Source organism: Lacticaseibacillus baoqingensis, assembly GCF_003946165.1.
Taxonomy (GTDB): Bacteria; Bacillota; Bacilli; order Lactobacillales; family Lactobacillaceae; genus Lacticaseibacillus; species Lacticaseibacillus baoqingensis.
This window is the reverse complement of record NZ_RHOI01000029.1, coordinates 1-23,437: the sequence shown is the minus strand read 5'-3', so window position 1 is coordinate 23,437 and position 23,437 is coordinate 1. Positions and strand designations below refer to the sequence as shown.

The 23,437-nt window shown below is 46.4% G+C and carries 26 protein-coding genes; 5 read left to right on the top strand and 21 right to left on the bottom strand.

The genetic code is table 11. The annotated features are described in order from the left end of the window. Positions 1-12: 12 nt before the first annotated feature. The 16 genes from EKM91_RS10890 to EKM91_RS10815 all read right to left on the bottom strand — a co-directional run bounded on the left by EKM91_RS10890 (position 13) and on the right by EKM91_RS10815 (position 11,707). Positions 13-285 carry a EutN/CcmL family microcompartment protein gene (locus EKM91_RS10890; RefSeq protein ID WP_125753945.1) on the bottom strand — a complete coding sequence of 91 codons (273 nt, stop codon included), beginning with the start codon at positions 283-285 and terminating at the stop codon, positions 13-15. A 47-nt stretch (positions 286-332) separates the two neighbouring features. Further along, on the bottom strand, positions 333-1,184 hold the full coding sequence (eutJ, locus tag EKM91_RS10885; protein ID WP_225419506.1) for an ethanolamine utilization protein EutJ: 852 nt from the start codon (positions 1,182-1,184) through the stop codon (positions 333-335). Then, positions 1,181-1,768: a hypothetical protein gene (locus EKM91_RS10880; protein WP_125753943.1), complete on the bottom strand. Its 588-nt coding sequence runs from the start codon at positions 1,766-1,768 to the stop codon at positions 1,181-1,183. The genes eutJ and EKM91_RS10880 overlap by 4 nt, the downstream gene beginning before the upstream one ends. 1 nt (position 1,769) lies before the next feature. Next, positions 1,770-2,909 (bottom strand): 1-propanol dehydrogenase PduQ, encoded by a 1,140-nt coding sequence (locus tag EKM91_RS10875; protein ID WP_125753942.1) that lies wholly within the window; start codon positions 2,907-2,909, stop codon positions 1,770-1,772. Beyond that, entirely contained in the window at positions 2,910-3,356 is a 447-nt protein-coding gene (locus tag EKM91_RS10870) for a EutP/PduV family microcompartment system protein (RefSeq protein ID WP_125753941.1), read from the bottom strand. A 127-nt stretch (positions 3,357-3,483) separates the two neighbouring features. Continuing rightward, positions 3,484-3,831, bottom strand: a complete 348-nt coding sequence (locus EKM91_RS10865) for a BMC domain-containing protein (protein WP_125753940.1) — start codon at positions 3,829-3,831, stop codon at positions 3,484-3,486. 13 nt (positions 3,832-3,844) lie between these two features. Beyond that, positions 3,845-4,795 (bottom strand): choline TMA-lyase-activating enzyme, encoded by a 951-nt coding sequence (gene cutD, locus EKM91_RS10860; RefSeq protein ID WP_125753939.1) that lies wholly within the window; start codon positions 4,793-4,795, stop codon positions 3,845-3,847. A gap of 28 nt (positions 4,796-4,823) precedes the next feature. Next, a complete protein-coding gene (cutC, locus tag EKM91_RS10855) occupies positions 4,824-7,370 on the bottom strand; it encodes a choline trimethylamine-lyase (RefSeq protein ID WP_125753938.1) in 2,547 nt (848 codons plus the stop codon). 20 nt (positions 7,371-7,390) lie between these two features. Then, entirely contained in the window at positions 7,391-8,848 is a 1,458-nt protein-coding gene (locus tag EKM91_RS10850; RefSeq protein WP_125753937.1) for an aldehyde dehydrogenase family protein, read from the bottom strand. 14 nt (positions 8,849-8,862) lie between these two features. Further along, positions 8,863-9,171, bottom strand: a complete 309-nt coding sequence (locus tag EKM91_RS10845) for a BMC domain-containing protein (RefSeq protein ID WP_125753936.1) — start codon at positions 9,169-9,171, stop codon at positions 8,863-8,865. Positions 9,172-9,181: 10 nt separating this feature from the next. Then, complete coding sequence (locus EKM91_RS10840; RefSeq protein ID WP_125753935.1) at positions 9,182-9,481, bottom strand: BMC domain-containing protein; 300 nt, start codon at positions 9,479-9,481, stop codon at positions 9,182-9,184. Between the two features lie 14 nt (positions 9,482-9,495). Beyond that, the gene (locus EKM91_RS10835; protein ID WP_338015992.1) at positions 9,496-9,789 is read right to left on the bottom strand and encodes a hypothetical protein; all 294 of its coding nucleotides are present in this window, start codon (positions 9,787-9,789) and stop codon (positions 9,496-9,498) included. Then, positions 9,782-10,789, bottom strand: a complete 1,008-nt coding sequence (locus tag EKM91_RS10830) for a DMT family transporter (RefSeq protein WP_125753934.1) — start codon at positions 10,787-10,789, stop codon at positions 9,782-9,784. Before EKM91_RS10830 ends, EKM91_RS10835 begins: the two co-directional genes overlap by 8 nt. Positions 10,790-10,803: 14 nt before the next feature. Next, on the bottom strand, positions 10,804-11,085 hold the full coding sequence (eutM, locus tag EKM91_RS10825) for an ethanolamine utilization microcompartment protein EutM (protein ID WP_164508550.1): 282 nt from the start codon (positions 11,083-11,085) through the stop codon (positions 10,804-10,806). A gap of 34 nt (positions 11,086-11,119) precedes the next feature. Further along, on the bottom strand, positions 11,120-11,398 hold the full coding sequence (eutM, locus tag EKM91_RS10820; RefSeq protein WP_125753932.1) for an ethanolamine utilization microcompartment protein EutM: 279 nt from the start codon (positions 11,396-11,398) through the stop codon (positions 11,120-11,122). Positions 11,399-11,428: 30 nt separating this feature from the next. Then, positions 11,429-11,707: a BMC domain-containing protein gene (locus EKM91_RS10815; protein WP_125753931.1), complete on the bottom strand. Its 279-nt coding sequence runs from the start codon at positions 11,705-11,707 to the stop codon at positions 11,429-11,431. Positions 11,708-12,087: 380 nt separating this feature from the next. Between EKM91_RS10815 and EKM91_RS10810 the strand changes: the two genes are divergently transcribed. The 5 genes from EKM91_RS10810 to EKM91_RS10790 are packed head-to-tail and all read left to right on the top strand — an operon-like array spanning position 12,088 to position 17,821. Then, a complete protein-coding gene (locus EKM91_RS10810; RefSeq protein WP_125753930.1) occupies positions 12,088-12,942 on the top strand; it encodes a MerR family transcriptional regulator in 855 nt (284 codons plus the stop codon). A 10-nt stretch (positions 12,943-12,952) separates the two neighbouring features. Next, positions 12,953-16,492, top strand: a complete 3,540-nt coding sequence (gene nifJ, locus EKM91_RS10805) for a pyruvate:ferredoxin (flavodoxin) oxidoreductase (protein WP_125753929.1) — start codon at positions 12,953-12,955, stop codon at positions 16,490-16,492. Next, the gene (locus tag EKM91_RS10800) at positions 16,489-16,938 is read left to right on the top strand and encodes a PAS domain-containing protein (protein ID WP_125753928.1); all 450 of its coding nucleotides are present in this window, start codon (positions 16,489-16,491) and stop codon (positions 16,936-16,938) included. The genes nifJ and EKM91_RS10800 overlap by 4 nt, the downstream gene beginning before the upstream one ends. 7 nt (positions 16,939-16,945) lie before the next feature. After that, complete coding sequence (locus EKM91_RS10795) at positions 16,946-17,476, top strand: flavodoxin family protein (protein ID WP_164508549.1); 531 nt, start codon at positions 16,946-16,948, stop codon at positions 17,474-17,476. A 27-nt stretch (positions 17,477-17,503) separates the two neighbouring features. Beyond that, positions 17,504-17,821 (top strand): DMT family transporter, encoded by a 318-nt coding sequence (locus EKM91_RS10790; protein WP_125753926.1) that lies wholly within the window; start codon positions 17,504-17,506, stop codon positions 17,819-17,821. Positions 17,822-18,181: 360 nt separating this feature from the next. Here the strand turns inward: EKM91_RS10790 and rpoN are convergent, their stop codons facing one another. The 5 genes from rpoN to EKM91_RS10765 form a co-directional block, all read right to left on the bottom strand. Further along, entirely contained in the window at positions 18,182-19,462 is a 1,281-nt protein-coding gene (gene rpoN / locus EKM91_RS10785) for an RNA polymerase factor sigma-54 (RefSeq protein ID WP_125753925.1), read from the bottom strand. A gap of 67 nt (positions 19,463-19,529) precedes the next feature. Then, positions 19,530-20,498: an aldo/keto reductase gene (locus EKM91_RS10780; protein WP_125753924.1), complete on the bottom strand. Its 969-nt coding sequence runs from the start codon at positions 20,496-20,498 to the stop codon at positions 19,530-19,532. 5 nt (positions 20,499-20,503) lie between these two features. Next, positions 20,504-21,643, bottom strand: a complete 1,140-nt coding sequence (locus EKM91_RS10775; RefSeq protein WP_125753923.1) for a mannitol dehydrogenase family protein — start codon at positions 21,641-21,643, stop codon at positions 20,504-20,506. A 10-nt stretch (positions 21,644-21,653) separates the two neighbouring features. Further along, on the bottom strand, positions 21,654-22,478 hold the full coding sequence (locus EKM91_RS10770) for a PTS system mannose/fructose/sorbose family transporter subunit IID (RefSeq protein WP_225419505.1): 825 nt from the start codon (positions 22,476-22,478) through the stop codon (positions 21,654-21,656). Continuing rightward, positions 22,462-23,235: a PTS mannose/fructose/sorbose/N-acetylgalactosamine transporter subunit IIC gene (locus tag EKM91_RS10765; RefSeq protein WP_125753922.1), complete on the bottom strand. Its 774-nt coding sequence runs from the start codon at positions 23,233-23,235 to the stop codon at positions 22,462-22,464. Before EKM91_RS10765 ends, EKM91_RS10770 begins: the two co-directional genes overlap by 17 nt. Positions 23,236-23,437: the final 202 nt, after the last annotated feature.

Sequence of the window (23,437 nt, the reverse complement as noted above, 5' to 3'; positions counted from 1 at the left end):
CTTTCATCAAATTCATTCATCTAAAAGCAATGGACAGTCTGCATCGATGATGCCGACCACGGCAGCATCAGTCGGAATATTATCGTCATCAAGCATTCGTCTTGCCGAACTGCCGGTAACTACGATGACCCGATCGCCAACGCCGCCGCCAACCGTATCGATCACCACGATTTGCTCACCTGCACGCGTCCCGCCGATCACTTTTGCCAGCATCAGCTTAAACCCATTCAGTGCTTCTGATTTTCTGGTTGCCCAGATATTTCCGACTAATTTTGCCGTTAGCATAATCGACACTTCCTTTCCCAAAAACCAATTTGCCACAATGCCGACTTTTACGCGATTTCAAGTTCCGGCACAATACTGGTTGCAATACCTAATGGGGTGGCAAACATCGGATTTTGAGGTTTGACTGTTTTAATGTGCAGCTTTTGTTCAATCACGCCTTCGATCCCAGTCAAGCAACATGTCCCGCCGACTAAGTAGATCTCATCGACTTTCTCTCCGGCAATATGTTGGGTGATGATCGAAGCGACTTTTTCAATCACCGGCTTGACGACTGGCAAGAGTTCTTGATGATTAGCAGCGTCGCGCTTATACAACTCTGCTTCATCAAACGTCTTGCGATAAGCCCCAGCGATCACTAAAGATAAGTGCGTCCCGCCAGTAGGCTCATCAGCGACCTTGGTCACCGTGCCATTTTTTAACACGGCGATCCCAGTCGTCCCACCGCCAATGTCCACGATCGCACCATCTTTGATGCGTAAGATCTGATTGGCGGCGGTGGGTTCATCCAGCAAGTTGTCTAATTCAAAACCGGCAGCTTGCACGACATTTTTGATCGCACCAGAATCAAGCTCATTGGTGCCAGGCGGCAAGGCCGCAGCCGCATGGATCAACTCGGTGTGCAGTTGCGCTTCGAGTTTTTCTTTCAGCTTGCGCACGATGTCGATGGCACCGATGTAATCAACGACCATCCCATCACGGACCACATTCGCATATTGATAAGCCCCTGCCACCGGTTTCCCGGTGCGATCTAAGACGGCCAACACGATACATGCGGTCCCTAAGTCGACCCCGGTATAATAATCGTCATCCCCAGTTGCATTGGGGTGATCGATGACAGCTTCAAATTGTGTAATAATGCGGTTGCAATACGCGAATTCTTGTTCCGCAGACATGGTCATTCCTCCTTGTGTTTCAATTGCTCGATCAGCTTGGCCAGCTCAGCTAAGAGCACTTGGATCAATTCGTTCGGTTCAGGGGCTAAGCGGTCGCTTAAAAGCAACAATTCATTGCCTAAACGGGCCAGCTTGAGCATGACCGGACCATACTTGCTTAAGGCATACAGATAAGTCAGCTTAAACGTATTCGGCGCGATCAGATTTGCTGGTTTCACCTGATGGGCCGCGACTTGTTGGGCTTTATCTGCTAAGCTGTCAGCCAGTGCAAACAGTTTTTGACTCAAAGCCATATCTAAGGGCTTGCAGACAAGCGCTGTTTCATATAGATCTAGTTGTGTAAAGTTGATCAAGACAGTCAGCTTTTGATCAGCATCCTGATGCGGCTGCTTTTTTGAGGGTTCCGCTTGCGCCAAGGCCTTTGGTGCAGCTGGTTGCACCTGGGGCTTGTTGGTGTCGAGCGTGACCCGCCGATCAGCTAGAAATTGCCTCGCTTCAGGGGTCAAGCGCTGATCAGGCGTTAAGGTGTAGGTTTCAAAAGGCTGCTGTTGATACTGGTACTTGAGGTCGTACTCGGTGATGAATTTCATCTCAGTACCCTCCTTTAACCAGCTCCTTATATAACCCTTCCAAATCGGCTAGACTTGGTTTCCGCGGGTTTGTACCCGTGCAGTTATCATCTAAAGCCTTTTGCGCCATTTCTGGTACAGCTTCTAGAAATTCTTCCGGATCGATCCCGTAATCATTGACGGTTTGCGGGATATTGAACGACTTGGAAAGCCGCTTAACGCCTGTGATCAAACCATGGACCGTCGCTTTAGGCGTGCCGGCTTGGATCCCTAAGAGCTTTGCTGCCGCTTCATAGCGCTTGAGCGCTTCGTTTTCACCGGCAAGCTCTAACCCGGCATTGTAAGAAATAATGTGTGGTAAGACCATGGCGATCGCTCTGCCATGCGGAATATGGAACGTCCCGCCAAAAGCATGCGCTAAGCTGTGGCAGATCCCTAAGCCAGCGGTACTAAAGGCTAATCCGGCTAGGCAAGACGCGTTATGCATCTTGGCCCGGGCTTCAAGATCATCGCCATGCTTGACTGTGGTCGCTAACTCAGTCCACACGACGCGCATCGCCTTTTCGGCAAACGCATCAGTGAAATCAGTCGCCCCAGTGGACACATAAGCTTCTAGGGTATGGGCCAAAACATCCATCCCAGTATCAGCGGTAACGCTAGCCGGGACACTCAAGGTAAATTGCGGATCCAAGATCGCATAATCAGGGATCAAATCGGTATCCACGATCGGGTATTTGGATTTGGTCGCCGGATCGGAAACCACCGCGAAAGAAGTGACCTCACTCCCAGTCCCGCTGGTGGTTGGCACCGCGATCAAAGCCGGTGCAGCGTTCCCTGTGGATTGGGCATACAAGCTGTTGATCGCCTTGGCGGTATCAATGGCTGAACCGCCCCCTAAGGCGATCATTGCCTCTGGCTGACAAGCCAGTGCTTGAGCCAACCCTTGGGTCACGACATCGATCGTTGGATCCGGAACGACATCGGCAAAAATTGCATACGGCGTATTATTTTTATCTAGGCTTTTGGTGATCAAATCGACTTTATGACTTTTTTGCATAAAGGGATCACAGATAATGAAGTATCGGTTAAAACTCAGGTTGGCGATTTCGTCAACCGCTTCGTTGCCAAAGAAAATCTTGGTCGGCATCATATACTGCTCCACTTAAAGCCCTCCTTTCTTCATATTGATTATTTCTGTTAGTTCATGAAAATCTGTTTGCTGCTGCAAATTTAACTTGAAGAATGGTTGTGGGATCCCGGTGGTGATCAACTCTTGATAAACATCCGCTTGGGCAATGTCCACAGCGTCAGTCTTAGTCGTGACCACCCCGATGATCGGCAGGCGAAACACTTTGGCAAAGTTCGGCGGATAATGGCGCCGGGCCCGATCGATCGCCGATAACATCAAGATACAATTGGCATCTTGCTGCGCAGCAATGATATGCTGATGCATCCATGGACATTCAAGATAAGCCCCTGGTACCGTCAGCGTGTTTTTGCCATAAAACATACAGGCTTGCATACGCTGTTTGACTTGCTGGTCAAGGTATTGGGCCAGTTGCACTTTGCCGCTATGGTTTGGGCCAATGATCATTATTCGTCGTTTCATGCCTATCACCTGTTTCGATCACAATCATGTCTCGTTTTGGCATCGTGTTGAACGAGATGGACACGACCATCACGGTCCTGCCCATGGCGCTCAATACGATGCCTTGCTTGGCAAGCGTGCAGGCGCGTTACGTGCGGGTGATCTCACATACATCAAATCCTAAATCATCATGTAAGATCTGGCACACCTTGGTCAAGGCTTCGGTCACACTTTGCACATCGCCAAGCACGACCACTGAACCGGTGAATCGATCCAAGAACCCCACCGTCACATCTGCTGCTTTAGCCGCCAGATCAGCGGCGATCATCGCAGTTTCATAAGGCGAAAGCGTCAAGATCCCAATGGCCCCAACATTGTCGATGCCCAAGCTGTCATAAACCGCTTGGATCGGCGAAGCGATCACATGCGCCAACGTCACCTGTTTGCCAGGAACGGATTCTTCAATTAGACGTTGCGTTGCGGGTATCTCTGCCATCGCGCACCTCGCTTTAGTGCCGGATCACGGCAACTGGGAAGTCATACTTTTTGATCATGCCTTCGATCCGGTCTAAGTCTGCATCACTCAAGCTAGGATCACCATCGACGGGATATTTGATCCCTAATTGCGCATATTTGGTGACGCCAAGCTTGTGATAAGGCAATAAATTGATGCCTTTGAAGTTTGGCAAGTCTTTATATGGCTTCAAGAAGTTGATCACCGCGTCGATTTCTTCTTGGCTGTCATTGATGCCCTTGAGCATCGGCATCCGGATCTTAACGTTGTAGCCTTCTTGCAGAAGTTTGGTCAAATTGGCTAAGATCTTCTCATTGCTCATCCCAGTCAATTGATTGTGCTTCACCGGATCCATATGCTTCAGATCGTAGAGGAACAAGTCCACATATTTCGCGATCTTCATGAGGTTTTCCGTTGGGGCATAGCCGCAAGTTTCGATCGCAGTGTTGATCCCATCGTCTTTGCAAGCTTGTAAGAGCGTGATTGCCCCTTCTGGTTGTGCGGTACATTCGCCGCCGCTCAAGGTGATCCCACCGCCAGAGGTTTCATAAAACGCATCATCTTCATGCACCAGTTTCAGCAATTCAGAAATGGTCTTGACCTCACCACTGATGTTCAATGCGGCCATTGGGCACACTGCCACGCATTTGCGGCAGCCGTTGCATGAACGATCCCGGCGCACTTGGTGGTGGCCATTTTCGTCGATATAATGGATCCCCATTGGGCAAACATCGACACAGGCCATACAGTTGCTGCAAACATCACGTTTGAACATCACCTGGTATTTTTGCTCGAGTCCTTCCGGATTGGAACACCATTGGCAGCGCAATGGACAGCCTTTAAGAAACACGATCGTCCGGATCCCCGGCCCATCATAGACATTGTATTTTTGTACATTGAACACCATCACTTGGCGCTCAACATCTAGTTTTGTCTGAACACTCATAGAGCAATCATCTCCATACAAACCTTAATTAAAGCTTTGTCAGCATCGTGCGACTAATAATTTCATCCTGGACATCCTTGCACAATTCAACGAAGAAGGCACTGTAGCCCGCGACCCGCACGATCAGATCACGATATTGTTCAGGATGCTTTTGCGCTTTGATCAAGGTCTCGTTATCCAAGTAGTTAAACTGCATTTCGCCATTGCCTAAGTTGCAAGCAGTCTTCAGCAAGGTGATCAAACTTTCTTCACCTTCCTTGGTATCCAACAAACCAGACATGATCTTGAAGTTATGCACTAACCCAATGTTCATGTTATCGTTAGACATCTTGGAAACCGACTTGATGATCGCCGTAGGGCCTTTGAAGTCCGCCCCTTGAGAAGGACTGATCCCATCAGATAATGGCTGCCATGCTTTACGCCCACCAGCAGAGGCACCGGTCATTTGACCAAATGGCGTGTTGTTAGATATCGACAACGTCCCATGGCTTAAGTGCGAGTATAAAGTCTTATACTTGCGGTGTTCTTGTTCGGTGTATTCGATCAAATCCGCCGCGATCAAGTCGGCAGCATCATCATCATTGCCGTACTTAGGAGCGTTCAAGCAGTCTGTCCGCACTTGCGGTTCGTTCTTGAAGTCGTCGACCAAAGCCTTGTTCAGTTCTTCCAAGCTGTACTTCTTGTCTTCATAGACCAGCTTCTTGATGGCCGCCATGGCATCGGTGTATGTGGCCAAACCAGACCAGACAACACCAGGACCATAGTTGTACATGGCGCCGCCGGCGGAAACATCTTTACCATGTTCCATGCAGCCTTCATACATGATCGACATCAACGGTTTAGGTGCCAGATCACGATGGACCCGTTGGGAAATAACAGTCGCAACATCCGTCCACTTGGTAATGTAGTTGATTTCTTTTTTAACTGCGGCATCAAACTTTTCATACGTATCGAATTGCTTGAGATCCCCCATGTCTGGGCAAACTTTCTTGCCATACCATAGCGGTACCCCGTGGTTCAAGACTAATTCGATACAAATCGGCCACTGGGTATATGCGGTCGACGTCCATTGATACAAACGTCCAGCCTTTTGTGGTTCAACACAGCCCATAATGCAGTAGTCCCGCGCATCTTCAACGGAGACGCCTTTGGCTAACATCATCTTGATATGGGTATCATCAAAGTGACATGCTGGGAACCCAATGCCGGCACGGACGACATCAACGATCTTCTTCAGATAAGCACGCGGCGACTTGTTATGGATCCGGCAAGCCAAGGATGGCTGATAAACCTTCACGAAGCGCACCGCATCCATCAACAGATAGGTCAGATCATTCGTCGCATCTTGGCCGGCACGCGTTACGCCGCCGACACACATGTTAACGAATGGTTGATACCCGGCGAAGAACTTAGAACCGCCTTCAGACGTGATCCACATCATTTCAGACATCTTGATCAGCATGCAGCCAGCCAGTTCAAAGGCCTGATACTTATTCATCCGGCCAGATTCAAGATCAGCCTTGAAGAATGGGTACATATATTGGTCGACCCGGCCAATGGACATCCCGGTTTGGTTTTCTTCAACGACTAACAAGGATTCGATCGTCCAAACGGCTTGGATCGCTTCCCAGAAGGATTCAGGCTTGTGCGCAGGCACGCGGCTGTTGACGTAAGCGATTTGTTCGAGTTCTTTTTTACGCTTAGGATCCGTTTCCTTATCGGCTAAGCTTTGCGCATATTCAGACATCCGCTTAGCATAGATCATGACCCCGTCGGTGGTATCGATCACAGATTTGTAGAAGTAAATCTTGTCGATATCTTCAGGATTTTCGTAATCCAATTCTTCCAAGTGAGCCTTGGCTTCATTTTGGATGTCGATCATGCCTTTTTTCATGGTAATGACATCATAGCCAGGGTTGGAGTCCCCACCACCATTGACCGCATGGTAGGAGCAATCAGAAACGAAAGATTCACCAGATAATTCCCAGACACCGGCTTCGCGGTATTGGTCTTCACAGGTTTCGTCAACAGACTTGCCTTCCCAAAATGGGAACAGTTCATCACGCATGATCTTCTTATCTTCATCAGAAATGTAGAAAGGATCCTGCGGGCGTGTACCGATCGTATCGATTTCATCTTTCATCCAACGCCAGGCAATATCAGGAGAAAAGGCGCCGGCACGCGGTGCGCCATTTGGTGCGCCGACGATGAGTTCGTTGTCTTGAATGACCAAAGGTGCGGTTTCGCAACAATGCTTAAAACTCTTGGCCCGCAATTCGATCTTTGGCATCCCAGGGTTTTCTTTGGCGATCTGCGTGATCGCCCGTGCCCGGTATGTCGTGATCGATGGCACTTGGTCCAAATAATTTTCTTTTAATGCCTTCAAACGCGGGGTGATGCCGTCTGGCACATCATCGCCATCAGATGCGATTGCGACTTTGGTAGAAGGCTTATCAGAGCCGTTTTGAATATCAGTAGAAATTGAAGCGAACATTTTTTGGAGGGATGCGCGTTCTTCGTCAGATAGTTCTTTTGTTGCTTCAGCCAATTTGGTCGAAAAATCTTGCATGTTCATATGCTTAAACGCTCCTTTTTTTAATCGCTTTCATTTACAAGCTTGCTTAAGACCTTCAAGAAAGCAGCTTGAAGATCTGTTTCTTGCTCAGCAGTGGTCTGCCCTGTTGTTTGTTTGACCACCGCTTGTTGTTGCTGTCCAGCCGGGTAGCCCACTTGACGAACGTAGGTCAAGTCTTTAGGCGTAAAGCCTTTAGCCAAACTGCCGCCACCAGTCGTTAAGCCCCCAAGCCACAGCGTTGGCTCAAGATCCGAATCAATACCAAGCGCTGCTAGGCTGGCTGCATTATTCACAATCACGCGCGCCACCGGTTTTTTCAAAGCAAATTCACGAATCACATCTGCATTATTTGAATGAATCGCCAATGTATGCCCATGATGTTTATTCTTCAGCAATGCCATACACTTTTCACATGCACGCAACCAATCCGGTTCTAAGTAGAAGACAATAATCGGAAAGTTCAACGTTTCCGTTAACGGAGACTCTGCATTGATATAATCCTGCGAACAGACGAGCAGCTTGGTTTCAGCAGGAACTGAAAATCCTGCTCTAGTCGCCACTTGCTGTACGGATTGCCCAGTGAGCACCTCAGAATCATCATCTAGAGAATCCAGCAGATCTGCTAGCTTGAGCTGATCTTGATCCGTTAGGAAGTATGCCCCTTGCGTCACTAATTCATGGCGTACTTGATTGGCAATGACTGATTCTGTGATCACAAATTGTTCCGCAGCCGGTAACAGTCCATTATCAAACTCCCGACTGGTGATGATTTGTGACACAGCTTGTGCAATATTGGCGGTTCTTTCGATAAAGACCGGTGTTGAACCGGTACCGCAATAATAAATCGGTTTTGCTTGTGGTATTGTGCCTTGCATGAAGCGGCAATTACCCAAATTGATCACGAGATCAATATTAGGACTTTGGATCAATTCCTTGATCCCTTCGTCAGTGATTTCGGTCATGCAAGTAATCGTGTGACTTGGTAAACCCGCTTGCTGAATCACCTTATCTAACAGGTTGGCCAAATTCTTAATCGTTTTGACATGCTGAGTATTCGGGACAAGTACCAAGGAATTACCAGTCTTAATCGCACTTACCGCTCCAAACAGTGCATTGAGGACTGGTTGAGCAATACCCATGATCACCGCGACGGTTCCCAAAGGCACCCCCACAGTATGTACTGGCCCTTGTGCTTCCAATGCTCCGACAAAGTGATGATCGTCCAAAGAAGCTTTCCATAGCGGTAAAAATCGTTGCAATAGCTTAACTTCATCCTGCGCATCACCACTGTTAGTGGCGGTAACACTTTGGGTAATCAAGTTAGCGCCTTCATTTTCAATCACTTGAAAAATGGCAGCCACCGCTTTGTCGAGTTCGACTTGGGTATAACTCATTAAATTGTCTTGGTGATTCTTAGCTGTTTCGCTTAATATCCGCGCTTCAGAAATTGATAATAGATCCTTATCAATAATTTGCACGTCATCATCTCCCACTATTGCTCTGGCGTCAGCGGGCTCAAGGCGTAGCGGCGAATAATTTTCTCAAGATCTTGATGTGGGCTGGCGATCACCACAGAACTATAAACTTCAGCCCCCATTGCTTCGACGGCTTTTACACCGGCTGCGACAGCTGCTTTACAAGCTGCCACATCCCCTTTAACGATCACGGAGATATAACCCGAAGCAACGTTTTCATAGCCAACAACATCGACATCGGCAGCCTTGCCCATCGCATCTGCAGCTTCTAATACAAACACTAATCCAAAGGTTTCGATCGCACCGATCGCTTCATGTTCTGCCATCGCGTTTCTCCTATTCTGAATCGATGTCATGCTCTGAAACGATCGCCCCAATTGCTGGCAGCGGCCGCGGCATGACATTATGAGCCGTGAGTTTGCCGATCGCATCGGCCGCTTTGGCACCGGCTTCGACCGCCGATTTCACTGCGGCTACATCCCCTTTGATCATAATCGTGACCAAAGTCGAGCCAATGTTTTCATACGAGATCAATTCCACATTCGCTGCTTTCAGCATTTTGTCAGCTGCATCCAGTGCTGGAACCAAGCCGACGGTTTCCACGAGTCCAAGCGCTTCTTCGCCGTAATATTTCACGCTGATCACCTCAGTTATTCGTCTTGGTATTTCTTAGCAATATACTTGTGAACGGTATTTTTACCATCTTCAGTGATGGTGTACTTCATCTGAAGTTCACCACCATCATCCAATTCATACCCAGTAAGCTCAACCATTCCATTAGCTTCAAGAGCCATGCAATGATCAGAGAATAATTTCTTAGTAAACTGACGCTCACTACCATAATGACACTTTAAATCTGCCATTATTTCTTCAACTGTAGCTGTATCCTTTTGATAAAGGTCATTCAAAACAGCAGTTCTAGCAGGTAATAACAAATTACTCACCCTTCCTCAAAAAGTCTAATGGGTTCATGGTGACTAAGATTGCGCCCAATACAATGACGACAGAGCCGACCACAATCGTTGGCGTCAATGCTTGGCTTAAGAAGATAACGCTAAACAAAACACCCCAAAACGCATATGTGATATTTAGCGACATCCCGACGGCCGTGCCGACGGTCGAATTGGCCTTATACCAGCAAACAAATGAAATGCCGGCACTTAACCCAGATGCAATCAGCCAATAGATCGGTGTCATCGCTGCAAATGTTCCACTTAAGAGATGCATGCCACCACCAATGAATGGTAAAACAATGAACAAACTTACGAGACCAGAAATCAGTTCACGAAGATTTACGGCCACATCAGTATCAATCATGGCACCGCCAAAGCTTGAGAACACGCCTTCAGCACCCCAGAAGATGGCAGCTAACAATGCGCAAATCACACCTAATGTAAAGTTTGGCGCGCCTTCCGGCTTAACCAAATTAATGATTACGGCACCAACCACACACATTAACATCCCAAAAACAACTCGCTTAGTTGGCCGCTGTTTCAAGAAGATCCAAGAGAATAACGCGCCCCATAAACTACATGTTGCTGAAATAGGAATTGCATAAGCACCCGCCAATGAAAGTCCTACCAAGTAAGCACCATTGGCAATTGGGCCGCCTAATAAGAAACCGATAACCAGCATCATCCCTGGTCGCGTTCTTAGGGTCCGCATTAATTCCTTCAGTCGTCCTTGTTTGGCATTATAGAAAAGCAACCAGATGCCGGCAAAGAAATCGTTTAATCCTGAACAAACGAATGGCGCAGCTAAGATCCCTGCCGCACTCGCCAAGGGGTTGTATCCGCTGGCAACAACGACTAGTGTTGAATAGATACCATACGTTAACCCTGAAACCAAACCATTGCCGATCCCAGTGATATGAAAGCTCTTATTCAGACTTTGCATCTTGGATTCTGCCAAAGCCTGTGTATCTAATAATTTGCTAGAGTTCATTTTGCGCCTCTCTCCTAATTAACTTTCTTTGGCAAAATGCTTTCTACTTCAGTGTGTGGCCGCGGAATAACATGTACAGATAATAGCTCACCAATTCGTTGAGCAGCGGCTGCACCGGCATCGGTTGCTGCTTTAACCGCACCAACATCACCACGAACAAACACTGTGACCAACCCACCGCCAACACGTTCTTTACCAATCAAGGTGACGTTTGCGGCTTTAACCATTGCATCGGCAGCTTCAATTGATCCTACCAATCCTTTGGTTTCAATCATACCTAGTGCCTCTGAATTCATAATTACACCTCTTTTTGATTAAATATCGTTATAACTATTTCTTATGAGGTAAGATCGTTTCCACTTCGGTATGTGGGCGTGGGATAACGTGAACAGAAATCAATTCGCCAATCCGTTGAGCAGCGGCTGCACCGGCATCGGTTGCTGCTTTCACCGCACCAACATCACCACGAACCAACACTGTGACCAACCCACCGCCAACATGTTCCTTGCCCACTAAAGTTACATTAGCGGCTTTGACCATGGCATCAGCAGCCTCAATAGAAGGTACCAAACCTTTAGTTTCAATCATGCCTAATGCTTCTGAGTTCATTATTGACGCTCCTCTCGCGTTTGCACGCGTTTAATTTTTGTGAGGCAAAATAGTTTCAACCTCGGCATGCGGCCTCGGAATCACGTGGACTGTAAGCAACTCACCAATCCGTTGAGCCGCAGCCGCTCCAGCATCCGTTGCTGCTTTCACCGCGCCTACATCTCCGCGAACTAACACTGTGACTAATCCGCCCCCAACAAGTTCCTTCCCGACCAAGGTCACATTGGCAGCCTTGACCATGGCATCGGCAGCTTCAATCGAGCCGACGAGGCCTTTGGTTTCGATCATCCCTAATGCATCATACTGCATGCGCAATCGCTCCTTTCTCAAAACATGCACAATCATGTGCACTAATTAACAATCAAACTGTAAGCGCTTCCCTTAGGGCAAGGTCAAATAAATTCCAAAATAATCGTCAAATCCCGCTGCATCAAGGTTCATATGGCGGGACTTTTAGAATTGTTATCGTTTAAAATATTTAGTAAAGGTTCTGACACTTTGTTCGCTTCACATTCATGTAAGAAATCGCCTAGAAATCGGCCTATTACTGACAAAAACCCGCTTTACATCAGGGGTTCCCCTATAGGTGAGGGTTATCTTGACACAAGCAATGTTAGTATTGACAAATTCACAAATTCACATTAGAGTGCAATTTGACGTTATCTTATTCAACAAAATGAGGCGTAATTATGCGTACACCACTAAACGACACAAAATTGTATACCGTTGGTGAAGTAGCAAAACTCTGTAATATCTCAAAGAAGACGTTGAGATTCTATGATCAACTGGGGCTAATCTCACCTGACTATGTCAGCCCCGAAAATAATTACCGTTATTATAGCGAAAAGACGCTCTCCTCGATTTCAATCGTGAAGTACTATAAGCAAATGGGCTTCAAATTATCTGAAATGCAAGGCTTGATCGGCAAGCCGTCGTACTTTTACCATGAAAGCAACTTTGTCGCTAAGATCAACGAATTAACTGCAGAACAAAAGAAGATTCAAAATGAACTGATTCAACTCCATGATTGGCAGCGCTTACTCCAAGAAGCCCGGATGATCAGCACCCAATATTCTGATACGATCAGCGTCAAATGCCTCCAAGAGCAAACCTACTGCTCATTGGATCAAGCCTTTAGCTACGATTATCGCGAATCGATCCTGAATATTCCCTGGACGAACTATCTGCAAAGTAAAAAACAAGAGATCACTGGTCCGGTCGTGTTGAAGTTCAACTCGTATTTGGATAAGTATCACGGGGTCAGTGAACAAGCAACGATCATTCAGAAACCGGTTTCTTGCGAACATCCCATTCCTAACGCGCTCACCTTTGGCGGATTTTTCGTCAGTGCCTATCATCTCGGCCCGATGGAAACGCTCAATGAAGAATACCCCAAAGTGGAACAGTGGGCAGCTGATAATGGTTACACCTGCGGCCCTGAGTGTTATGAACGGTACGTGATCGATTACTGGTCAACGACCAACCCAGATCAATTTATCACTGAGATCTTGATCCCAATCACAAAAAAATGCGCAACAAAGTAAGGTGAGTGTCATGCACCATTATCAAACTATGGACGGCAATCATGCCGCTGCTTATATCTCTTATGCCTTTACTCAGGTAGCTTCGTTATACCCGATCACGCCTAGTTCCCCGATGGGTGAAGCCATTGATGAATGGGCTAACGAAGGCCGAAAAAACCTTTTTGGCGCGCCAGTCAAAGTCGTTGAAATGCAATCTGAAGCTGGTGCTTCAGGCACTGTGCATGGGAGCTTAAAAACCGGGGCTTTAACGTCGACATACACGTCTTCTCAAGGCCTCTTGTTGATGTTGCCAAATATGTACAAGATCGCCGGCGAACTCTTACCGACTGTCTTTAATGTCGCCGCCAGGGCGGTTGCCACCAACGCCCTCAGTATCTTTGGCGATCATAGCGACGTGATGGCTGTGCGCCAAAGCGGCTTTTGTATGCTGTGCGAAAGCACGGTTCAAGAAGTCATGGACCTTTCTGGGGTGGCGCATTTAGCCAGTATTGCTGGGAGCTTGCCCTTTGTGAACTTCTTTGATGGCTTTCGCACCAGCCACGAGCTGCAGCGGGTGGAGACGATTGCTTATGCCGATCTTCACCGGATGCTGGACCAAGAGGCCCTGGCCAAATTCCAAGCTCGCGCAATGAATCCGGATCATCCGTATGTTTCCGGGGCCGCGCAAAATCCTGATATCTACTTCCAGTCTCGCGAAACCGTTAACCAATTCTATGACCGGCTCCCAGCCATCGTGCAGCACTACATGCAACAGATCAATGCGCTTCGCGGAACAGATTATGACTTGACGAATTACTACGGTGATCCCGATGCAACTGAAGTGATCATTGCCATGGGTTCCGTCGCCGCCACGGCCAAACAAACTGTCGCCTATCTGAATGCGCATGGGCGTAAAGTGGGATTTTTAAACATTCATCTTTATCGGCCCTTCCCCACAGCCAATCTGTTAAAGCACTTGCCGCAGACGGTGCAGCGCATCGCGGTTCTGGACCGCACCAAAGAACCTGGCAGCATTGGGGAACCTCTGCTGCTTGACGTACAAAGTGCGCTATATAATGCACCGAACCACCCGGTCGTGATCGGTGGCCGCTACGGATTAGCCTCGAAAAATGTCACTCCTGATCAGCTGATCAGCGTTTATGATGAATTGCAACAGCCAACCAATGAGATGAAGTCACGCTTCACCATCGGGATCGTGGATGACGTCACGCACTTATCCTTGCCGAACAAGCCGGTATTGGATCTAACCCCGACGAATATCTTCCAAGCAGAGTTTTGGGGCTTTGGTTCTGATGGGACAGTTGGCGCCATTAAACAAGCAGCCAAATTACTGGGGGATTGCACCGGCAAATATGTCCAAGCTTATTCAGAATATGACTCGAAAAAATCCAGCGGCTTGTCGCGTTCTTACTTACGCTTTGGTACAGAACCGATCGATTCCACCTACACGATTTCTCGGCCAAATTTCGTCGGCTGCCATAACGCGGCCTACCTCCATGATTACGACTTGTTGAAGGGCCTGCAAGATAATGGGATCTTCTTGCTCAACACCTTTTGGGATGTGGAAAAGTGTCAGCGCTTACTGCCGCCAAAACTCAAAAAATACATCAGTGACCATCAAATTCGCTTCTATATAATAGATGCCGCAAAACTCGCCAGAGCACATGGCCTTGGCCGCCGGATCAACACCGTGATGTGCACTGCCTTTTTTGAACTCGCCACCGACTTGAAACAAGCTGAATTTGTCCCGCTATTACAGGATGAAGCCAAACGCGCCTATGGTCATCAGTCGCAAACCATCGTCGAACAAAATTATGCAGCGATCGAAGCGACTTGCGCCGCCTTACATCCCGTCACCATCCCTGATGATTGGGCCACTCAAACCCCAGATAGCACACCGGCGGATATTTCACCAGACTATATCAACCAGATCTTTAAACCGATGTTGCGCCAACAAGGCGATCAGCTATCCGTTAAGGACTTGGTTGATCACCATATGCTTGCCGGCAACTTGCCTTCAGGCTCGGCCGCCTTTGAAAAACGCGGGATCGCCACTGAAGTGCCGCAATGGCGGCCAGAAAATTGTATCGAATGCAATCTCTGTTCCGTGATTTGTCCGCATGCGGCGATTCGCCCATACTTAGCCGACGATGACGAAATGGCGGCCGCCCCAGAAGGTTATATCGTCCGCGATATGCGCGGGGCTGATGGTTTGAAGTATCGCATTCAAGTCTCGATCGAAGATTGTACCGGCTGTGGATTATGCGCCCAAGTCTGCCCGGCTAAAGACAAAGCCTTAGTCATGCAGCCTTATCAGAGTCAACAGGCACAATTAGTCAATTGGCGCTTCGCCAATACCTTGAGTCAAAAGGTCACCGATATTCCTAAGACTTCTGTGCGCGGCTCCCAATTCGAGCAGCCCCTAATGGAATTTTCCGGCGCCTGTGCCGGGTGTGGTGAAACAGGTTACGTCAAGTTATTAACACAGTTATTTGGTGATCGCATGATGATCGCCAACACCACCGGCTGCTCATCGATTTGGGGTGCATCGGCTCCAGTGACCCCTTACACCACCAATGCCCAGGGCCAAGGCCCGGCATGGTGCAACTCACTTTTTGAAGACAATGCCGAATTTGGTTACGGGATGTTATTGGCCAACCAAGTCAAGCGCCGTGATTTAGCCAAGCGCGTGCAACAAGTCTTGAGCATGCACCTAGGCTCACCTGACACGCAAACTGCGCTTCAAGACTGGTTAGCACATCTGGACGAAAGTGACGGCACGCGCCAACGTGCCGATCGTCTGCAACACTGCCTGCAACAAGAAACGGCTCCTGAACTCAAACGCCTGCTGCAAGATCGCGACCGGTTCGTGAAAGTCAGCCAGTGGCTGATTGGCGGTGATGGCTGGGCTTATGACATCGGCTTTGGCGGTGTCGACCACGTCTTAGCCAGTGGTGAAGACATCAATCTGTTCGTATTTGATAACGAACTGTACGCCAATACCGGCGGTCAAATGTCCAAAGCCACCCCCGCTTCTGCAGTGGCTAAGTTCGCTGCCGGCGGCAAACAGACGGCTAAAAAAGACTTAGGCCTCATTGCTACCACTTACGGGAATGTGTATGTCGCCCAAGTGGCCCTTGATGCCAACCCGAACCAGACGCTAAAAGCGATCCAAGAAGCGGAAAACTATCCTGGTCCAGCATTGATCATCGGCTACACGCCTTGCATCAACCACGGTTTACACGGCGGGATGCACAATGCCTTACAAGAAACGAAGCAAGCCGTCGCTTCTGGCTATTGGCCGCTATATCGCTACGACCCGCAGCGTCTTGACCACGGACAAGATCCGCTCACCATCGACAGCCGGAATACAGACTTTTCCAAGCTGCCTGATTTTCTCAAGACGCAAAATCGCTTCAGCAGTCTCGCCACCATCAAATCAGCCAAACAAGTCGCGGCGATGTTTGCCAAAACGACTGCCGATGCCCAACAACGCTTCGCCATGTTAAATGCGCAACACCAGACACCGAATCAGGAGATGAACCCATGATAGATCCAAAAATGACCCTAGATGATAACCAGATCCTCCACACCCCGAGCGGCGAAATTTCATTGGCCGCCTTACGGGTACTATTAAATACACTCCCTTTTGAAGTTGATTATGTGGATGCCGATGATCGTTTCAAATGGTTTAGTCAAAATCAGCCCCGCATCTTTGCCCGCACGGCCGACCAAGTCGGGCGTAAAGTGCTCGAATGCCACCCGGGCAAATCGCGCGATAAAGTCGCCCATATTTTAGAAGATTTTCACGCTGGTACTAAAGACCACGTCGAATTTTGGCTGCCGCTGCACGGCAAGCTGGTATATATTTCTTATTCGGCGTTGCGCGATGAAGCCGGGGAGTATCTTGGCTGTTTTGAATTCACTGGCGACGTGACCCATATTCAATCGCTACAAGGCATGAAAAATCTTGGTAATAGCAGAGATCTGAGGTGAAATGATTATGAAAAAAATCGTCCTATTAACTGGCAGTTCCCATGAACACGGCACCACCGCCCAACTTGCAGATGCCTTTCAACGCGGTGCCACCGCTGCAGGCCATCAAGTCTTTCGCTTCAACGCCGGCGCTGGCACTGCCAACATGATCCATTATTTAAAAGTCGACGATCAAAACTTGCCGATCCACGACGATGATCTGTTAACTAAAGTCGTTTTACCCCAAATATTAGATGCAGACATCATCGCTTTCGTGACCCCGGTGTATTTCTTTGGCATGACCGCACAGCTGAAAACTGTCGTGGATCGCTTATATACTGACAACCACCGCTTGGACAATAAAGAATGCCTTTTGATCGCTGCGGCTAACAATGATCAAACCGTCTTTAATTCTTTGGAATTAGAGTATCGCGGGATCGCCAATTACTTCAGCTGGCATTCTTTGGGGACCCTTTATGCCGCTAATGTCTTCTTGCCAAAAGCCTTGGCAGATTGGCCAGCCAAAGCAGAAGCGCTAGGCAGGCAAATTCAAGGTTAATGTGAGGCGCTTGAGGAGGAGAGAACTATGGGATATGTCTACTTAAGTATCGCTATTATTGGCGAATTCATCGGCACCAACTGTCTCAAGGCCTCACAAGGATTCACTCATGTTGGGTGGACTCTGGCAACCTTTCTCGCTTATACCTTTTGTTTCTACTGGTTTTCCGTGTCTCTAAAGTCCGTACCGCTCAATTTGGCTTATGCCTTATGGTCAGGGATCGGAATCGTCGTGACGGCGATCCTTTCCGCCTTGATCTGGCATGAAAACATCTCGCTGACGGGTGTGTTAGGGATGATGCTCATTATCGTTGGCGCTGTCATCATGAACTTTAGCGAGGCATGATTGACGTGTTTTTAGAGCCTGCACTTGCTGGATATCTTTCGCAAGTGTGTAGGTTCTTTTTTTGACTCACAATTAGCAGAGGCAACTTTCTTCACACTAGAAAAACACCAACACAAAAATACTCTACAACCATTAAACATTATGTCCAACAACTTTGTGCAGAATTTTTGTTGTCGGAATATAATTTTAATGTCAGGAGTTCTAGACCCAAATAAAACCATGCTAGATCTTGCAAAGATGCAAGATCTAGCATGGTTTTTGAAACAACTGACGCGCAACAATCTAGCGAGCTATTAGGAAGAAACTGTTCTCAACAAGAGTGAATTTTCTTCGCTTCATATATACACGTAACCACACGATTTATTGTACAGTGCTCAATTTTCGTCTGCGGCTTGCAGGTGGAATTTCCAACAGTTGACGATACTTTGCCACCGTCCGTCTAGAAATATTAAAACCACGGTCACTTAGTACTGTCCTAATTTGATCATCACTCAAGACTATACTTTCATTTTTTACGATTTCCTGGAGCACGGACATAATCTCTGAACCGATCGTCGCTTGTCCAGTCATCAACAGATTCCGAATTGGCAATACGGTATAATCGGTCTGGATATATTTGCCACGGATTGCACGACTCACAGTAGACTCGCTTAGTCCAACTCTTTGTGATATTTGTTGAAGTGTCACTGATTTTAAGCCATTATTGGGATTCCTAAAATACTCAAATTGAGATTCTACGATTGCGCTACCAACTGCAACAAGCGTTTTTTCTCGCCTACGACAAGCTTGAGCAATATCCATAAATTGATTTCGCTTAATCTTTAAGTACTCTTGAACCTCAAAATCATTGTGCTTGCGAAGAGTTTCGTAGGTCTCATGAACAAACACGACCTGAGGTTCAGCTCCTCTCACCAACTCCAAACTGATTTTATCGCCAGTTACACACACTCTTAGCTCGGGCAGTACATATTCATCTTTTTGATTATCAAATATCTGGCCTGGATTAGCAGTCAGATGATGTAATTCTCGCAAACATTCAGACAACTTTACTCGATTTATCTTCATCTGCCTGCAGATCTTATTCCAATCTTGCCGACATAAAGCCTCAAAATGATTTGCCACTAGAATTCGAACCGGTGATTGCCACTCTTCCTTACGTGCATCAAGTTGCAGAAGTAAACATTCCTGCAACGAACATGCCCCAACTCCTGCCGGTTCTAACTCTTGGAGTTTGAATTTTGCATGAACTAATCTCGATAACGAAAAATTCAGAATTTTACATAAATCCGAATCAGACTCAGTCAAGTATCCACGATTATCAATTTGATCAATAAGTCGCACTACATCTTTCTTTGTACTGTTATCAAATGATGATATTCGAACCTGCTCCAATAAGTAATCAGGCAATGACAAGAGATGATCATCCACAATTTGATTCAATCCAGCAGCACTGCTTTCAGGACATACACATCGAGTTGAAACATCCAATAATGGATTTTCTGCAGAAATATTCTGAAGGTAGTGGGTCAATTCAAATGTATTCATCTGTAAGACAGTCAATGACTGTTGCATTTTCTGCGACAAGATGAGTGCTTGCTTTTGAGTTTGCCGCTGTTGCGTACCCAAAGATTGATAACCCATTTCCCACCTCCAACTTTCTATGATCTATACAATAATGTATCACCAGGTGAAAGCGAATTCAAAACAATTACTGTCCAATATTCAACTCGTCTATACTTTGATTTATTTCACTAATATCGACTTCATCAAGCAACCAGCTAAAGGCTTCACAATTTTGTTTTGCCTCCTCAGGATTTCGCACACCAAGCAAAGCGGTCCCAACGATATCTTGTTGTGTCGACCAATTAATTGCGACTTGTGCGACCGGACGATTATGTTTGGCGGCAACTTTATCCAGAACATCGAGTAGTTTCATAATTTTTGAAAACTGTGGCTCTTTAAAAAATGGATAGAACGTTAAGCGAAAATCTTTGTCATCAAATTTTGGTGCCTTCCGAATAGCTCCAGTTAAAATTCCCGCTCCTAAAGATCCTGAAGTCATTGTCCCGATGCCTTGTTTAGTTGCCCACAGCATTAACTCTTTCTGAGACTGATTAACCATTGAATAAGGTGGCTGTAATGCATTAATTTCACCATACTTCTGTGCCTCTTCAACGAGTTCTTTTGGAGAATTACATAAACCCGTGAAGCGGATCTTACCAGCTTTTTTCAAGTCATTCAATGCTGCCATAGTTTCTTCTATCGGTGTATTAACATCTGGCCAATGCATCAAATAAAAATCAATATAATCAGTTCCCAATCGTTGTAGAGATTGATCTACTTCCGTCATAATATGATCATAACGATTGTTACGGGTGGCTTTCCCGTCATAATGACTGATGTACGATCCAAATTTAGTCACAATGTAAAACTTGCTACGGTCTAAACCTTTGATTGCCTTGCCAACAACCTTTTCAGACTTGCCTTCACCATATATAGGAGCGGTATCGATAATATTAACACCATTGTCCAACATCGTTCGAATTGCTTGAATCGAAGTTGCTTCCTCAACATCACCAAAACTTCCGCCTGCTGAATTTGCGCCCCCAATTGCCCAAGTCCCAACAGCAACGGAAGAAATTTTTTGACCCGTGTTACCAAATTCTTTATATCGCATTATGTTCATTTCCTTTCGATTTCTTCCAAGTGATTTTTAACCAGTTGTGTGATTATGAAATCCCGCTTACTCTCTAGCCCACAAACATCATTCAATAATTCTTCTGTCGTCCGCTGTTCTTCTGGTCGTTGTTGCAAATATTTTATTCCGTATGCAATTCCTAGCGAAATTTCATATGGTAAAATACTATGCTTCAAACAAAGCCGTGCTGGAGCAACAAATCGTTCTTCGTAAGCAAGTTTACGTTCTGGATTGGCAATGACTCTCGTTATCTTATCTTCGACTTTTTGATTTAACTTATCATTCATGTACGCAACCCACGTATGATCCTCTGCTGGTTCAAACGAATACTCACTAATGATTGCAGAGTGAGCTTCATTAAATGCCCCCATTAGATGTGCACGCACTTCTGGCTTCATCTGCGCTTGATAGATAAATTGTTGCTTTAAGCTGGCGCCTATAAATCCAGCCATTGTATGACGCATATTACCTACATATACTTTACGTTTCAGACGTCCTTCGGCATTTGTTACGAATCTAACCGATGGAATTTCTGGTTGCTGTCCTTTATAGGACTCACCATCGATTTCTAGATGGGGATCAGATGTGATCATAACATCGTCTTCACCACTGACTAAATATTCTTCTGGCAATGGAAGACCCGCAGACAAAACCATAACTTGGTTAATACCGACATAATGCGTAAAATATTCTTGCATTGTCGAGTTATCCGCAATCTCGGCCATGATTAACTTTGCCATTTTTTGAGGTGCATCGATTGAATTTACACACAACATCAGATTCAATTCATTTGTATTTTTTTGCGCGATTCGTTGTTCCATTGCAGCCACAATATTCGATGCAATGCTTGCAAATGCGCCTTCATAGACACAACAGAAAATCGTTTGAATATCTGCCAATTTATTAACTAACGAATTGGGTTTAACGATCTCAAAATCTTTAATCTCCACTTTTCGGACTGGTTCTTCGGCAATATATATGTGATAACGGCCTCTACGCTTAATTGCTTCAAGACGCGAGTAATCGATATCGAAGAAGGAAAGCTGGTAATTTGCCTTTCGTAAGAGATATCCTACAACACCACGGCCAATATTTCCGGCCCCAATAATTAACGCCTCTGGCATACTTCATCTCCTATGCAATAATTCCCAAGAGATTCAAAATGAATCCAATTACCATAGTTCCTAGTAAAAGGGGAACCACCTTAACACCCCGGTCTAGCAACCAATAAACAATCCCTACTACCAGTAATGACAACATTCCCGGCATGATTGTATCTAAAGTGGTCTGTAACTTCATTGCCCCACCTTTGACTGCTCCACCAATGACAAGCGGCGTTGAAATCTTAATGTTGACAAAACACATTGCCCCGATTGCCATCAAACCAACCACCGAACAGGCATATGAGACTTTTTGCATCATATTGGATTCAGCTGATTTGATAATAAAATCACTACCCAGGTTATACCCGAATTTTAAAGAATAGTATCTAGCTAAAAAATTGGGAATATTCCATAGTAAGAAAAACAGGATTGGGGCTAAGACACTGCCCTTGGCTGCCATTTGGGTTACCATCGCAGTTGCAATTATTCGCAACGTCGCGGGAAAAACAGTATCTCCAATTGCAGATAGTGGTCCCATTAAAGCCGTTTTCATCCCAGAAATGGTGGAAGTGTCAAAATCATCACTCTGAGCATTTTGCTCTTCCATCGCAAGGGTAATGCCCATCGGTAATCCGGCAATGGCAGGGGTTACATTAAAATATTCTTCTTGATGTCGCATCAGGGCTTCATTTAATTTGACCTCATCATCTCCATAAATTTTCTTCAGAGCTGGTAACATGGAGAAGACATATCCGCCGTGCATCTGACCAGGGTAGTCATTTAAACAGTTCAATGCGATGTAGCGAACAAACACACGGCGAATATCGGCTTTATTCAATTTAGAAGTCATCATCATCCACATCCTCTCCTGTCACACTGCTTGCTTGAGACTGAGGCTTTTCACCCACTAAGATTAACAATACGATTGCGACAGCAAATAGTGTAATAGCGATTGTTGGCAATTTTAGATACGCGGCTAACATGAAACCGATAAAGAAATATGGTGCCATTTTCTTACTGATGATCATCTTCAATAGAATTGCGAAACCAATTGCAGGTAACAAGTTAGCTGAAGCAGATAATGCATTTATCACATTAACTGGAATTGCATTAACGAGTGCCTTAACAGCCCCACTACCGGAATAAACTGCCAACGCCCCAAACAAGAAATAGATACCAAACGTTGAAACCCAGCAACCAATTACATAGATTCGTGAAGCGTTTTTAAGTTCGTTCTTCTTGAGTTGGCTTCCCATGGCGGTAGTAAAAACCGAATTAAACAACTTCACTAGAATAAACAGGAAACCACCAAGTAGCCCAATTGGTACGGCTAATGCTGTCGCCAAGGAAGCGTCTGAATGTGTGATTACCGCAAAAGCTGTCCCAATGACCCCTGCCGCTGCACCATCAGGAGCAACTGCAGCACCAACTGGAAAAGAGCCAATAAAGATAACTTCTAATACCCCACCGATGATGATCCCCAGCGTTAAATCACCAAGTACCAAACCCATTAACGTCGAAGCGATGATCGGACGAGAGAGATAACTATACCCAAAAAACATGTCCATCTTACAGAGACCAAGGATGAGTCCGGCTAAAAGGGCTGGCAACATAATCTATTCCTCCCCATCAAAAACGATGCTAACTCTAAAGGACCCCGGTGTATTTGCAAGCTCAAAAGCAGTTTGAATATCTTTTAGTGAAAATTTCTTCTCGACCAGTCGGGAAACATCAATTTCCCGCGTTTTACAATCAAGTTAGCCACTATCATTAGCACTCAGACAAAATAAAAAACACCAAGTCGATACGACCTGT

Coding starts and splice junctions, on each gene's coding strand:
- EKM91_RS10890 (WP_125753945.1), bottom strand. CDS start 285: ATGCTAACGGCAAAATTAGTCGGAAATATCTGGGCAACCAGAAAATCA.
- eutJ (WP_225419506.1), bottom strand. CDS start 1,184: ATGACCATGTCTGCGGAACAAGAATTCGCGTATTGCAACCGCATTATT.
- EKM91_RS10880 (WP_125753943.1), bottom strand. CDS start 1,768: ATGAAATTCATCACCGAGTACGACCTCAAGTACCAGTATCAACAGCAG.
- EKM91_RS10870 (WP_125753941.1), bottom strand. CDS start 3,356: ATGAAACGACGAATAATGATCATTGGCCCAAACCATAGCGGCAAAGTG.
- EKM91_RS10865 (WP_125753940.1), bottom strand. CDS start 3,831: ATGGCAGAGATACCCGCAACGCAACGTCTAATTGAAGAATCCGTTCCT.
- cutD (WP_125753939.1), bottom strand. CDS start 4,795: ATGAGTGTTCAGACAAAACTAGATGTTGAGCGCCAAGTGATGGTGTTC.
- cutC (WP_125753938.1), bottom strand. CDS start 7,370: ATGAACATGCAAGATTTTTCGACCAAATTGGCTGAAGCAACAAAAGAA.
- EKM91_RS10845 (WP_125753936.1), bottom strand. CDS start 9,171: ATGGCAGAACATGAAGCGATCGGTGCGATCGAAACCTTTGGATTAGTG.
- EKM91_RS10830 (WP_125753934.1), bottom strand. CDS start 10,789: ATGAACTCTAGCAAATTATTAGATACACAGGCTTTGGCAGAATCCAAG.
- eutM (WP_164508550.1), bottom strand. CDS start 11,085: ATGAATTCAGAGGCACTAGGTATGATTGAAACCAAAGGATTGGTAGGA.
- eutM (WP_125753932.1), bottom strand. CDS start 11,398: ATGAACTCAGAAGCATTAGGCATGATTGAAACTAAAGGTTTGGTACCT.
- EKM91_RS10815 (WP_125753931.1), bottom strand. CDS start 11,707: ATGCAGTATGATGCATTAGGGATGATCGAAACCAAAGGCCTCGTCGGC.
- EKM91_RS10810 (WP_125753930.1), top strand. CDS start 12,088: ATGCGTACACCACTAAACGACACAAAATTGTATACCGTTGGTGAAGTA.
- nifJ (WP_125753929.1), top strand. CDS start 12,953: ATGCACCATTATCAAACTATGGACGGCAATCATGCCGCTGCTTATATC.
- EKM91_RS10800 (WP_125753928.1), top strand. CDS start 16,489: ATGATAGATCCAAAAATGACCCTAGATGATAACCAGATCCTCCACACC.
- EKM91_RS10795 (WP_164508549.1), top strand. CDS start 16,946: ATGAAAAAAATCGTCCTATTAACTGGCAGTTCCCATGAACACGGCACC.
- EKM91_RS10790 (WP_125753926.1), top strand. CDS start 17,504: ATGGGATATGTCTACTTAAGTATCGCTATTATTGGCGAATTCATCGGC.
- rpoN (WP_125753925.1), bottom strand. CDS start 19,462: ATGGGTTATCAATCTTTGGGTACGCAACAGCGGCAAACTCAAAAGCAA.
- EKM91_RS10780 (WP_125753924.1), bottom strand. CDS start 20,498: ATGCGATATAAAGAATTTGGTAACACGGGTCAAAAAATTTCTTCCGTT.
- EKM91_RS10775 (WP_125753923.1), bottom strand. CDS start 21,643: ATGCCAGAGGCGTTAATTATTGGGGCCGGAAATATTGGCCGTGGTGTT.
- EKM91_RS10770 (WP_225419505.1), bottom strand. CDS start 22,478: ATGATGATGACTTCTAAATTGAATAAAGCCGATATTCGCCGTGTGTTT.
- EKM91_RS10765 (WP_125753922.1), bottom strand. CDS start 23,235: ATGTTGCCAGCCCTTTTAGCCGGACTCATCCTTGGTCTCTGTAAGATG.